At 68.9% G+C, this 13,066-nt stretch carries 10 protein-coding genes; 5 read left to right on the top strand and 5 right to left on the bottom strand.

Features of this window, described 5'->3' with window-relative positions:
* Window positions 1–525: 525 nt before the first annotated feature.
* Entirely contained in the window at window positions 526–2,298 is a 1,773-nt protein-coding gene (locus AB0M45_RS00680) for a VanW family protein (RefSeq protein ID WP_364321007.1), read from the bottom strand.
* Window positions 2,299–2,756: 458 nt separating this feature from the next.
* Here AB0M45_RS00680 and gnd point away from each other — a divergent pair, with 458 nt between their 5' ends.
* Complete coding sequence (gnd, locus tag AB0M45_RS00675) at window positions 2,757–3,785, top strand: phosphogluconate dehydrogenase (NAD(+)-dependent, decarboxylating) (protein WP_364321004.1); 1,029 nt, start codon at window positions 2,757–2,759, stop codon at window positions 3,783–3,785.
* Between the two features lie 81 nt (window positions 3,786–3,866).
* Here the strand turns inward: gnd and AB0M45_RS00670 are convergent, their stop codons facing one another.
* Window positions 3,867–5,201, bottom strand: a complete 1,335-nt coding sequence (locus AB0M45_RS00670; RefSeq protein WP_364321001.1) for an acetyl-CoA C-acetyltransferase — start codon at window positions 5,199–5,201, stop codon at window positions 3,867–3,869.
* 198 nt (window positions 5,202–5,399) lie between these two features.
* Here AB0M45_RS00670 and AB0M45_RS00665 point away from each other — a divergent pair, with 198 nt between their 5' ends.
* Window positions 5,400–6,758, top strand: coding sequence for a 3-oxoacyl-ACP reductase (locus tag AB0M45_RS00665; protein ID WP_364320999.1), 1,359 nt, complete (start codon window positions 5,400–5,402; stop codon window positions 6,756–6,758).
* Window positions 6,755–7,645 (top strand): MaoC/PaaZ C-terminal domain-containing protein, encoded by an 891-nt coding sequence (locus AB0M45_RS00660; RefSeq protein ID WP_364320996.1) that lies wholly within the window; start codon window positions 6,755–6,757, stop codon window positions 7,643–7,645. Before AB0M45_RS00665 ends, AB0M45_RS00660 begins: the two co-directional genes overlap by 4 nt.
* A 77-nt stretch (window positions 7,646–7,722) precedes the next feature.
* On the opposite strand, the gene AB0M45_RS00655 is transcribed toward AB0M45_RS00660, so the two are convergent.
* The 3 genes from AB0M45_RS00655 to AB0M45_RS00645 all read right to left on the bottom strand — a co-directional run bounded on the left by AB0M45_RS00655 (window position 7,723) and on the right by AB0M45_RS00645 (window position 11,043).
* The gene (locus AB0M45_RS00655; protein WP_364320993.1) at window positions 7,723–9,006 is read right to left on the bottom strand and encodes a DUF5685 family protein; all 1,284 of its coding nucleotides are present in this window, start codon (window positions 9,004–9,006) and stop codon (window positions 7,723–7,725) included.
* Between the two features lie 109 nt (window positions 9,007–9,115).
* On the bottom strand, window positions 9,116–9,715 hold the full coding sequence (locus AB0M45_RS00650; protein ID WP_195127634.1) for a TetR/AcrR family transcriptional regulator: 600 nt from the start codon (window positions 9,713–9,715) through the stop codon (window positions 9,116–9,118).
* Between the two features lie 167 nt (window positions 9,716–9,882).
* A complete protein-coding gene (locus AB0M45_RS00645; protein WP_364320990.1) occupies window positions 9,883–11,043 on the bottom strand; it encodes a glycoside hydrolase family 3 N-terminal domain-containing protein in 1,161 nt (386 codons plus the stop codon).
* 350 nt (window positions 11,044–11,393) lie between these two features.
* Between AB0M45_RS00645 and AB0M45_RS00640 the strand changes: the two genes are divergently transcribed.
* Together AB0M45_RS00640 and AB0M45_RS00635 are read left to right on the top strand one after the other, a co-directional pair.
* A complete protein-coding gene (locus AB0M45_RS00640; protein ID WP_364320986.1) occupies window positions 11,394–11,867 on the top strand; it encodes a universal stress protein in 474 nt (157 codons plus the stop codon).
* A gap of 61 nt (window positions 11,868–11,928) precedes the next feature.
* The gene (locus AB0M45_RS00635; RefSeq protein ID WP_364320983.1) at window positions 11,929–13,023 is read left to right on the top strand and encodes an isochorismate synthase; all 1,095 of its coding nucleotides are present in this window, start codon (window positions 11,929–11,931) and stop codon (window positions 13,021–13,023) included.
* Window positions 13,024–13,066: the final 43 nt, after the last annotated feature.

Genomic DNA, 13,066 nt, shown 5'->3' with positions numbered 1-13,066 from the left:
TCCCGGACGCCTAGATCTCTTCCTGGAGCGAGGCCGGGATCTTGTCGCGAGCGGCCAGGGTTCCTGGCCCGGTACGTGCAGGCGGAGGAATCCGCGTAGCTCGTCGATATGGTGCTGGAGTGCGCGGATCAGGCGGATGGCGTCGCGGAATCGCTTCTTGTCGTCTGCGGCTTGGGCCTCCAAGGATTCCGATGTCCCGGACAGCTGCTCTACCCAGCGAACGGATTTCCGCGCGGGTCCAGCGGACCCGCGCGGTGACTCACGCGCAGCGCGAACCGGCCGCACCCTTGACCGCGGATTCGATCGCCACTTCGGCGTATTCGACGACGGCATGCACCGTGTCCACCCCCCATGGCCCAGGAAGTCAGCACCACAACGCACAATGTCGCGGTGCCGTGCAGGATTCGGTGTGCCGCGTCGACACCGATTGCCACCCCCAGCGCTGCCGCGGCTCCCTTCAGGACGGCGACTTCGGCACTGCAGTGTGAAGCTGAGAGGAATGCGCCGTGGCCGCGAAACCCTCGCTCACTCACATTTGACGATCGGGATCGGGTCGTATTTCACCGTGCGGGTGGTGCGGGAGACTTCACGTCCGGTTTTGCGGTCGGTGATGACGCGGGTGTCGGAGATGGTGAAGCCGGGAGCGCCTTCGGAGGCGATGCAGTCCTTGCCCTTGGGCAAGGTGATGGTCTTGGGGTCGGTCGGTTTGGCCTTCTCGCCGGTGATGGATTCGACGTCCACCGTCTTGGTGCCCCACAGGCGGACGGTTACCTCCGAGTCGGTGACGAAAGCCTCTATGTACACGCCGGTTTGGCTGTTGTTGCGGAATTTGAGGTCGATCGCGCCGTCGAAGACGGTGGCCTCACGGGCGGCCGGGTAGCGGGAGATGTAGTAGCTGTGCTCGGTATGGCCCGCGTCTTCCATACCGGCGAAGTAGGCGGCGTTGTAGAGCGTTGTGGCGAACTGGCTGATGCCACCGCCGACGGCCGTGCTGGGGCGCCCGTGGTCGATGATGCCGGACTCGACATATCCTTCCGCCGTACCGCGCGGGCCGGTGAATTCGTTGAGCGAGAATGTGTCTCCTGGCTTCACGATCGCGCCGTTGACCTTCCTGGCCACGGTGCGGATATTGACGCCGGAGGGGCCGCTGAAGCCGCTGGTGGTGAACGAACCCACGGTCTCGACGATGCCGAGACCTTGCGCCGCCTCGGTGGTCACTTTCGGTTCGATTCGCTCGTAGACCGCCTGACCGGTCCGCTCGCCCTGGGCGACCAGCAGCGCGTTGAACTGTTCGAAGGTCTTCGGCCAGTTGATCTTGTCACCGACCACCGCGGGAACGACCGCGGGTCTACCGCCGGAGACAGCGAAGGTAGCGTCCTTCGGCTCGACTTCCGTGGGCGCGAGCTGCGGGGCGAGCAGGCCGATCGCGGCGTCCTGGTTCACCGACACGGCCAGACCACCCTGTCCGTCCGGCGCGAAGGTGAGCACGGACGCGATCTGTTCCGGGTCGAGCCTGGCGGCGGCGCCCTTGCCCGCGAACGTGATCGGCGCCTGCACCGCAGGCTGCGCGATCTCGCGCAGCGCCTGGTCCACCGCCTCAGGGCGCACGCTCAGCGGCGCGGGCACGACCGGAAGATCCAGTGGCCCACTGGTCATCCAGTTACCGACCAGTTCGGCACGTGCGGGCCCGAGGTCGAGCACCCGCCCCGGGACCGGCGGCACCGCAACGGGTTTGGCGTTGTCGAAGGTGATGGTGCCCTCGACCGTGGGGCGGTCGTGCACCCGCAAGTCGGTCAATTGGCGGTCCAACGCCGGTTCGTCGACCGCGCTGACGATCGCGACGTCGCGGGTGGTGAAGAAGGAGGCGAGCCGGGTGAACGGGCTGAGCGGCTGAGAGCCGATCCGCGACCAGGTGGCGTCCCAGTTCACGGCGAGTCCGGCGGAACTCGGCACGATACTTGTCTGCACGTCGCCGATGCGCAGCGGCAGTTCCCGGCTCGCTCTAGGCTCGAGTTCGGCGCGCAAGCGGGCATCGGCCGCGGACTTGTCCATGCCGCCGACGTCGACGCCCGCGACGACGGTGCCGCGGGGCACCTCGCCCGAGGACAGCGCCCAGTCCACGACGTATCCGAGACCTGCCAGAGCGAGCACCGCGCCTACCGCGATACCCACCCGGCGCAGCACGGCGGCATCCGGGCGGTTCGGCGGCGGGCCGGAAATCGGACGACGTCCGGGCGCCCGACGCGGCGGCGGAGGCGACGGCCGCCGCGGGCTGGTGTGCATGGGCTGGGTGGGCATTGCATCGCCACGCCACCCGCCGGATTGGTCTGATTCCTGGGGTCGATCCGCCCCGAGGAGCTGGCGCCATTCGACGTCGCCACCCGCTCCAGGGCCGCGGTCTCCGGTGCTCGGCTGGCTCGTCACGAACCGTCCTCCACGTTCGATTGAATTGTGGACTCGCACGACACGAGTCCCCACCAACGATAGTGGCCCTTACCGACCGGGGTCGGCACAGCACGGAACAGCAGCAAATCCCGCGCAAAAGAGCCGGGTACAGCACGCAAAGAGGCCCGCGCAGTTGCCGGGTCGGGGGTCTGGCAACTGCGCGGAGCCGACCTGTTTATCGGGGGATCGCAGATGGCGTTACACGCGCCGGACAGACCGTGATCGATGCAACGCGGGACAATCGAGAAGGACCGCCCCGGGCGGCTCGCGCTGGACGCCGCAGGACTTCGCACACGAGGGAGATGGATGGCATGCAGCTGGGAATGATCGGCCTCGGCCGAATGGGCGCCGGCATCGTGCGTCGGATCGTCGCGGATGGGCACACCGCCGTCGGGTACGAGCGTCGCGCCCAGCACATCGAGGAACTGCGCGCCGAGCTCGGGGCGAGCTTCCAGGGCAGCACCGACCTCGCCGAGTTCGTGCAGACGCTCGAGACGCCGCGCGTGGTCTGGGTGATGATCCCGGCCGGCGCCACGGGCGCGGTGATCGACCAGGTGGCCGAACTGCTCGAACCCGGCGACATCGTCATCGACGGCGGCAACAGCCGCTACCACGAGGACATCGAGCGCGCCGAGCGGCTGCGGCCCAAGGGCATCCACTACCTGGACATCGGCACCTCGGGCGGGGTATTCGGCCGCACGCGCGGCTACTGCCTGATGATCGGCGGCGAGGCGGAGCAGGTGAAGTACCTGGACCCGCTGCTGAAATCCATCGCCCCGGGCCTGGAGGCGGCCGAGCGGACGCCGGGACGCACCGGCGAGCCGTCCACGGCCGAGCTCGGCTATCTGCACTGTGGACCGGCCGGGGCGGGCCACTTCGTGAAGATGGTGCACAACGGCATCGAGTACGGTGCGATGGCCGCCTACGCCGAAGGCTTGAACATCCTGCACAAGGCCAACTACGGCGCCGAGCACGCGGGCGAGTTCTCCGCGGAGGAGACCCCGCTGGAGCATCCCGAGTACTACCGGTACGACATCGACGTGCCCGAGGTCACCGAGGTGTGGCGGCGGGGTTCGGTGGTCGCCTCCTGGCTGCTCGACCTCACCGCGGCGGCACTGCACGCCGACCCGGACCTGGAGTCCTACAGCGGCCGGGTGTCCGATTCCGGCGAAGGACGCTGGACGATCGATGCCGCCATCGATATCGGCGTGCCCGTGCCGGTGCTGTCGTCCGCCTTGTTCGGGCGGTTCTCTTCCCGGGGTGAGGCCCGCTACGCGGACAAGATGCTCTCGGCGATGCGGAAGGCATTCGGCGGTCACCACGAGCTTCCAGGTAATTAGGCGATCACAACGCGGCCCCCGATCGGAAACTCCGATCGGGGGCCACGGTTGTGCGTCGAGCACTTCCGGCGCTCGGCGCGGTCAGCGCTCCAGGATGGCGACGACGCCCTGGCCGCCCGCCGCACAGATGGAGATCAGTGCGCGGCCGGAGCCCTTTTCGGCGAGCAGCTTCGCTGTCGAGGCGACGATGCGGCCGCCGGTGGCGGCGAAGGGGTGGCCCGCGGCCAGCGACGAGCCGTTGACGTTGAGCTTGCTCCGATCGATCGAGCCGAGCGCGCCGTCCAGGCCGAGGCGCTCCTTGCAGTAGGCGTCGGACTCCCACGCGGCCAGGGTGGCCAGCACCACCGAGGCGAACGCTTCGTGGATCTCGTAGTAGTCGAAGTCCTGCAGGGTCAGGCCGTTGCGGGCGAGCAGGCGCGGCACCGCGTAGGTCGGCGCCATCAGCAGGCCGTCGGGGCCGTGGATGTAGTCGACCGCGGCGACCTCGCTGTCGACCAGGTGGGCCAGCACCGGCAGCTTGCGCTCGGCGGCCCACTCCTCGCTCGACAGCAGCACGGCGGAGGCGCCGTCGGTCAGTGGGGTGGAGTTGCCCGCGGTCATGGTCGCGTCGCCCGCCTTCACCCCGAAGACCGGCTTCAGCGTGGCCAGCTTCTCGATCGAGGAGTTCGGCCGCAGGTTGTCGTCGCGGGTCAGGCCGAGGAACGGCGTGATCAGGTCATCGAAGAAACCGCGGTCGTAGGCGGCCGCCATGTTCTTGTGCGACAGGTAGGCCAGCTCGTCCTGCGCCTCGCGCGCGATGCCGAATTCCTTGGCGGTGATGGCGGCATGCTCACCCATGGACAACCCGGTGCGCGGCTCGGCGTTGCGCGGGATCTCGATGCCGAGCATGCTCGGGCGCAGCTGGCCGACCAGCTTGAGACGGTCCTTGTTGGTCTTGGCGCGGTTGGCGTCCAGCATCCACTCGCGCAGGCCTTCGCTCACGCCGATCGGGGCGTCGGATGTGGTGTCGGTGCCGCCGCCGACGCCCGCCTCGATGCGACCGGCGGCGATCGCGTCACCGACGGTGACGATCGCCTGGAGGCCGGTGCCACACGCCAGCTGCAGATCGTGCGCGGGGGTGTAGGGGCTCAGCGTGCTGCCGAGCACGCTCTCCCGGATCAGGCCGTGCTCGCCGACCCGCTTCAGTACGGCGCCGCCGACGACCATGCCGAGCCGTTCGCCCTGCAGGCCGAAACGGCTGACCAGCCCGTCCAGCGCGGCGGTGAACATGTCCTGGTTGGAGGCGTGCGCGTACGCCTTGTCCGAACGAGCGAACGGAATCCGGTTGCCGCCCACGACCGCGACCGGGCGGGTCGTCTTACCGGTCTTGGCGGCGCTCTTCGCCGAACTGGCTTTGCTGGTCACTCGAGTCTCCAAGGTCTCGTGGATGGATGTCCCCGGCGGCCCGGTTCGGCGTGGCGGAATCCACGCAGATCGGCGCACCGTCGCGGTTGTTTACATTAAACTTACTCTGGAGTAAGTTTAATGTCGACACGTACCCCGCAAAAGTGCGCCAGCAGACCACGCCGGGGCGACCTCCAACCAGAGAGCCAGAACTCAGAAAAGGTAGGAATAGTGGCAGCCAGCAAGAACAAGGGTGCTCCCAACCTCTACGGATCGTTCGTACACTCCGCTCCCGGCGCGTTCCTGGCCGGCAAGCTCGGCCTGCCGCAGCCGGAGACTTTGCGTCGCTACGTCAAGGGCCAGCCGCCACTGCCCGGTCCGGTGCTGCTCGGCGGCAAGGGCCGGGTCGCCGAGCCGGTCCGCGCGCTGCTGTCGGACTACACCTTCGCCGACGCGCTCAGCCCCGAAACCAAGTACGGCGCATTGGTGTTCGATGCCACCGGCATCGGCACGATCGAGGACCTCTCGCAACTGTTCGAGTTCTTCCAGCCCGCCATGCGCAATATCGCCCCGTCCGGGCGCGTCGTGGTCATCGGCACCACGCCCGAGCTGGCGTCCAGCGTGGACGAGCAGATCGCGCAGCGGGCGCTGGAGGGCTTCACCCGCTCGGTGGCCAAGGAGATGCGGCGCGGCGCGACCGCCCAGCTGGTGTATCTGCACCCCGAGGCAGCGGCCGCCGCGACCGGCCTGGAGTCCACCCTGCGCTTCCTGCTCTCGGCCAAGTCGGCGTTCGTCGACGGCCAGGTCATCCGCGTCGGCAAGGACGACGCGACCGCGCCCGCCGACTGGGACCGCCCGCTGGAGGGCAAGGTCGCTGTGGTCACCGGCGCGGCGCGCGGGATCGGCGCGACCATCGCCGAGGTGTTCGCCCGCGATGGCGCCCAGGTGATCGTGGCCGACATCCCGGCCGCGGGCGAGGCGCTGTCGCAGACCGCGAACAAGGTCGGCGGCACCGCGCTCGCGCTCGACGTGACCGCCCCCGACGCAGCCGAGAAGCTGGCCGAATTCGCCACCGAGCGCTTCGGCGGCATCGACATCGTCGTGCACAACGCGGGCATCACCCGCGACAAGCTGCTGGCGAACATGGACGAGGGTCGCTGGAACTCGGTCATCAACGTGAATCTCGCCGCGCCGCATCGCATTACCGAGGGCTTGGTGGCCCGGGGTGCGCTGAAAGAGGGCGGTCGCGTGATCGACGTATCCTCGATCGCCGGCATCGCGGGCAACCGCGGCCAGACCAACTACGGCGCATCCAAGGCGGGCGTCATCGGCATGGTCGCCGCCGAGGCGCCGAAGCTGGCGGAGAAGAACATCACCATCAACGCCGTCGCGCCCGGTTTCATCGAAACCGCGATGACCGCCGCCATCCCGCTGGCCACCCGTGAGGCGGGCCGGTTGATGAGTTCGTTGCAGCAGGGCGGACAAACCGTCGACGTCGCCGAGACCATCGCCTACTTCGCGAGCCCGGCCTCGAACGCGGTGACCGGCAACGTCGTTCGGGTCTGCGGGCAGAGCCTGATCGGAGCATGATGTCCCACGGCGCAGCAGCGGGGGAACAGACACAGGTGATCACGCTCACCGAACCACCGAAGAACAGCCGGCTGTTCGCCAAGGCGGCACTCGGCGCGGTGCCGCTGCTGTCGGCGCGCAAGCCGACGCTACCGGACCGGGCCGTGCAACTGGAGGGTCTGCGGGTCGACCCCGATCACCTGGCCGCCTACTGCCGGGCGACCGGTCTGCGCTTCGGCGACGCGCTGCCGCTGACCTACCCGTTCATCCTCACCTTCCCGCTTGCCATGCAATTGGTGGTGGCACGGGACTTTCCGTTCGTCGCGGTAGGTGCGGTGCACGCGGAGAATGTCATCGAGCGCAGTCGCGACATCTCGGTGAGCGAGCCGCTGGACATCCGCACGCACATCGAGAATCTGCGCGAGCACCCGAAGGGTCTGCTCGTCGACGCGATCAGCGACGTGAAGGTGGGGCGTGAGCTGGTGTGGCACCAGGTCACCACGTTCCTGCACCAGCAGCGCACCTCGTTGTCGGGCGGGCCGAAGCCGGAGCCGAAGCCGGAAGAGGTCCCGCCTCCGCCGCTGCGCACGTTGCGGGTGGAGCAGCAGACGATCACCCGGTACGCGGCCGCGTCCGGTGACCACAACCCGATCCATACGTCCGGGTTGGGCGCCAAGGCATTCGGCTTCCGCAGGCCGATCGCGCATGGCATGTGGTCGGCGGCGGCCGTCCTCGGCTCGATCGAGGGCCGCATTCCGGAGAAGACCGCGTACGCGGTCAAGTTCGGCAAGCCGATTCTGCTGCCCTCCACCGTGAACGTGTACGCCGACCAAGTCGAAGGCGGCTGGGATCTGGCGCTGCGCCACCCGAAGAAGGGCTACCCGCATCTGACGGCGACCCTTCGCTGAGCAACCGAAGCCGCTGCCGGATTCGGGCGAATCCGGCAGCGGCTTCGCGCATTTCACGATGTCGGCCTTGGCCGCGTTCAGCAGTCGCAGCTACAATCGCAATTGCAGCAGCCACAGTCGCCGCAATTGCAACAGCTGCAATCGAACTCGCCGCAATCGCAATTGCTGCAATCGCAGTTCTTTATCCAGGCGTCCTTGCGTTCGCCGGTGCAGGGTTGCGTGTGGTCGGCGCAGCAGGCATAACCGGTGCAGTACCCGCCCAGGATGAGTGCGAGGGATCCACCTAGTCCGGGGCGACGCGTCGGTGGACGATGACCGGTGCGGTGCATGTGGGGGCGGACCTCGGCGTGCGGCAGTCCGGCGGAGTCACGCGACACCGAGCAGGTGTGCGCGGCGAACGTCCCGAGGCCGTTGCCGATCCGCCGCAGCACCGAGGTGAGCGGGTCGAGCAGCATCCAGCGTACGGTCGGCACCCGGCTCAGCTCGGCTGCGGCTATTGCGGCGCGCAGGCGCGAATTCGATTGGCGCAGTAGATCGTACGCCTCCGAGATGGTAGTCCCGGTACTCGCGAGCGGGTTGAAGCTGCCACCGGACAAGTCCCCGTCATAGTCCGCGACGGCGTCGGCCAGATGCGCGATCCGGCCGAACTGCCACCCCGCCTCGCGCAGGGCTTCGACATTGGCGGGGCGATCGGCCAGCACGGCAGTGTGGGCGAAGAACGCCGACGCGCACAGCTGAGTGGGTGCGGTGAGCCGATCCAGCGGATCGGCCGACGGCGCCATCGCCGACTGCCAATGCGAGGACACAGCAAGCAATTCCGGCACGAACCCACCCGCCCGCGGCGCGGCCGCACTCGAGCCGCCCACGGCGACCAGCTCTTTCACCTCCTGCTCCAGTTGCACTTGGGCATCGAGCGCGGCGACGAGGGGTTCGACATCGAGACCGATCCGCGCGGCGCCCGCGCGTGCTTCCCGCGCCCACCGCGTCGCCGCTTTCGCCAGCGGTCCACGCGCGAGCGCGGCCACCTCACCGTCATCCACGTGATCGCGAATCTTGGCTGCCGCCAACAGCAATGAGGCCGTTGTGGCCAGCTGCACGCCGGGCGAGTCCGCAGTGGCCACCGAGGCCCGTCGCATTCCGCGCAGCGGGCACGGTGCCGCCGTGGTGCGCGGCGCCGCACCGGACTGCGCCTCGGTGAGCATGCTCAGCACCAGCGCGTCCTTGTTGGTCGTGGCGCGGGCGAGCTGACCGTGCCCGTCCCGCAGCCCGAGACATAACCCGCACAGATGGGCACGCCACTCCGTGGTGTCGATTCCATACTTCTGAGCGCCGTGCGCGCACGGCCTGAGCAACCCGAACACTTCCGCCCCGTTCCCCCGGCTCGACCGAATGAGCCGGTCCGCATTTGTCGAACTCACGCACTCTGGCAGGAGAGCGGCGCGGAAGCAACCGGGCTGGGCAAAAGCCGGGCTACTCGGCCTTCTTGCGGCCGGCCAGACCGCGCCAGGCGAGGTCGTCCAGGAGGTCGACTGCTTCCGCGACCTCGATCCGGCCACTGGCCAACCGGTCGGCGATGGCCTCGCCCGCGCCGATCACGGCGACCGCGACGACGTCGAAATTCGTCCCGGGCTCGGCGTGCTTGGCGCTGGACTCCAGCAGTTTGGCAGTCAATTCGATGACGCGCTCGCGCGCGTTCTCGATCTCCGACGCGAACGCCTGCTGACCGATGGCCTGCCGGTAGAGCACCTGCCAGGAGCGGCGATTGCGGTCGACGAAGCCGAGGAAACCCTCCAGCGCGGTGCGAACCTGCTCGTGCGGCGACAGCAACGGGTTGCCCGCCGGTGCGACGGATTCGATGAAGCGCATCCCCTCGCGCTGGATGCAGGCGCGGAATAGTTCGTCCTTGGAGCCGTAATACAGGTACAGCATCGGCTTCGAGATCTTCGCCTCGGCGGCGATCGCGTCCATCGAGGTGTCGTGGAAGCCTTTACGCGAGAAAACCTCCACCGCGGCGTCGAGCATCTGCTGCTCGCGTACCGCCCGCGGAAGTCGCTTCGTTCCGCCCGCCATCCACACTCCTACCACAGGTGAATCTCATATATTACTCCAAGGTAAGTTCGGGCGGCCCGATTTGCCCACCGGTCGCCCCGACTCGGCCGTGCGGCCGCCTCGAGCCGTCCCTCGCCCCGGCGCTCGAGCAGTTGCCTCGAGCCTTCGCTCGGCCCTATGCGGCTACCTCAGCAGCGCGGCAACGCACCCTTGAAAGCGGCCATCCGCAGCACCGATCCATCCACCTGCGCCATCGGGAGGCGTCCACTCGACACCGCCTGTTCCAGCCGGTCGAGCACCCGCGGCACCGCGTCGGTGGTGATCCACAGGGCGTTGTCGGCGCCGGCGACGAGTGCGGCCTCGACGGCGTCCTCGATCGACATCCGGCTGGTGATCGCCGCCATCCCGCCCAGGTCGTCGGTGAAGATCGGTCCCTGGAACGGCGCGGCGCCATAGCCGCGGCCCTCGCGCAGCAGCGCCATCACCTCGGGACTGATGCTGGCCGGGACATCCGGAGTGGTCAGGCCGGGCACGTCCAAGTGGCCGACCATGACCGCCGCGCCCGAGCCGATCAGCTCGCGGAACGGCACCAGGTCCACGGTCTGCAGCTGCGCTAGCGGCGGGGTGCGCACCGCGCCGGTGTGCGAGTCGCCGGAGCCGGACCCGTGACCGGGGAAGTGCTTCATCACCGTGCCGACACCGACCTCACGCATCGCCTGGATGTACGCGTCCGCGTAGCGGGTGACCACGGCGGGATCGTCGGAGAAGGAACGGTCGCCGATGACCGTGTCGTCAGGCTGGGAGCTGACGTCGACGTCGGGAGCGAAGTTCACCGTCACGCCGACGTCCTTCAGCGCACGCCCTCGGTCCAGCGTCGCGCTGTAGAACTCCTCGGGGCTCATGGTCTGCGCCGTCACCCGCGCGGATGGCGCCGGGCCGATCAGGTCCCGAACGCGGGAGACGCGGCCGCCCTCCTCGTCGATGGTCACCATGAGCGGAACCCTGGCCGCCTCCTTGACCTGCGTTATCTGGCCCGATCCGAGCATCGCCTGGTCGGTCCAGCCGCCCACGAAGATGCCGCCGATCTGCTCGCTGCGCACCACGTTCGTGGCGTCGGCCGTGCCGGTGACGCCGACCGTCAGCAGCTGTGCCAGCTTCTCGCGGGTGGTGAACTGCGCGAGGTACCCGGCCGTGCAATCCGGCGGCGCCGCGGACGTGACCGGGACCGCGGCGGTGGCCGGGTCCGGGGTGGTGCTGCTCGGCGACGCCGAATCGGAGGAACCGCCGTTGGAGCAGGCGCTCACGATGGCGGCGAGAACGGCGAGGACGAGCAGAGGCGTCTTCCGCATAGAGGTCAACCGTACTCGCCGCGGCGTGGACGACCGCACCCGCTGGGTGCCTACCGGGCGGGCAACTCGCGGGCTCGGAGGCGACGGCGATCGAGCGGCATGCGGGGTCGGTCCAACACAGGGCAATGCTGTTGGCCTCGTGGGCAATTCGTCCAGGCTGCTCGGATCGACGCAGCACGCTGCCGCTCGTGCGATCCTCGCCAAGGCCGACTCGGCTCGGGAGCCCGCGCGGCGCCATCTCGCGCTACTCGACTGCGTTCGCGCAGGTCGGGACGGTGTACAAGCTGATTCGGACAGGGCGAGCGGGGTAGTCTCTTGGTATCACCGTGCGTCTCCCTCAGGAGGTCACCGTGCCCTGCGATCTGATGCTCATCGCCTACGACGGCTCCGAGAACGCCAAGCGCGCCGTCGAATACGCCGGGCGGTTCCTCACCGCGAATCGAGCCATCGTGCTGACCGCGTGGGAACCGATGGTGCGGCAAGCCGCCCGTCTCTCCGGGCTGTCGGGTGTCATGCAACCGGAATGGGTGCCCGACGACGAGATCGAGGACATCGCCTACGTGGACGCCCGCGCCATCAACTCCGAGGGCGCGCGGCTGGCCGAGCTGGCGGGCCTGAACGCGGAGGCGCGCACCGCCGAATGCACTTCGACCATCTGGAACGCCATCGTCGACTGTGCCGACGAATTGGACGTCGACATCATCGTCGCCGGCACTCGCGGCGCCACCGGTATCCGCGCGCTCCTGCACAGCAGCGTGGCCGACGCCGTCCTCAAGCACTGCCACCGGCCCGTGCTGCTCGTGCCGCCCGGGAAGAATCCCTGACAGGTGAGACTTGGATCGCTCGACAGCTATGGGACACCGATGACGGGGTTAGTTTGGTCCCATGGATGGGTTCCTGCTTGCTCGCGCCGACGGAGTTGTTCGGGGGTACGGGAGCCGGGTCGTCTTCGATGACGCGCAGCGGGCGGTGGCCGCGCTGCGGGACGGCAGCGCGGAGCTGGTCGTGGGTGCGCTGCCCTTCGATCCGCGCAGGCCCGCAGCCCTGAGTGTGCCCGAACGCGCCGAGCACACGGCCGGTCCGTGGCGGCCCGCCGCGCTGCCCGATCTGCCCGCGGTCCGGGTGGTCGCCGAAATACCCAGCCCGGCAGAGCATGTCGCGCGGGTGACGAAATTGGTCGAGCAGCTGGGTGATCCGGCGCAGCCGCTGCGCAAGGTCGTCGCGGCACGATCGGTGCTGGTGGAGGCGGAGTTCACGCTGGATCCGGAACTCGTCGCCGGACACCTGCTGACCAGGCATCCGCACGCGAACGTCTTCGCCGTCGACCTGACGCCCGCGGGACGCCCCGGGGCGACCCTGGTCGGGGCCACGCCGGAAGTGCTGATCGCCCGGAACGGCGAGACCGTGACGCTGCGTCCGCTGGCGGGCACCCTGCCGCGGCTGCCCGACCCGGCCGCCGACGCCGCGCAGGCCCGAGAACTGCTGGCCAGCACGAAGAATCGCGACGAGCACGCGTTCGTGATCGACTGGATCAGGGATCGACTCGGGCCGATCTGCGCCGAACTGTCCATTCCGGACAGCCCGGAGCTGATCAGCACGCACGAAGTATGGCACCTCGCGACGCCGATCACCGGACGCCTGCGCGACACCTCGATCACCGCGCTCGACTTGGCGGTGCTGCTGCACCCGACGCCGGCGGTCTGCGGCACCCCGACCCACCTCGCCCTGGACACCATCGCGCACATCGAGGAAGACCGCGGGTTCTACGGCGGAGCGGTCGGCTGGTGCGACGCGGACGGCGACGGCGCGTGGATGGTCGCTATCCGCAGTGCGGAGCTCTCGGCCGACGGACGCACGGTGCACGCGTACGCGGGCGGCGGCATCGTCGCGGCCTCCGACCCGCAGGCGGAGCTGGAAGAGACCACCGCGAAGCTGCGCACCCTGCTCGGCGCGCTGCACTGCACGCTCCCCGGACACTGATTTCCCCAGCTGCCGGTTCGGACTGTGTGGCCGGTCACATGCT

Source organism: Nocardia sp. NPDC051787 (assembly GCF_040681325.1).
Lineage (GTDB): Bacteria > Actinomycetota > Actinomycetes > Mycobacteriales > Mycobacteriaceae > Nocardia.
This window is presented reverse-complemented; position numbering and strand designations above follow the sequence as displayed.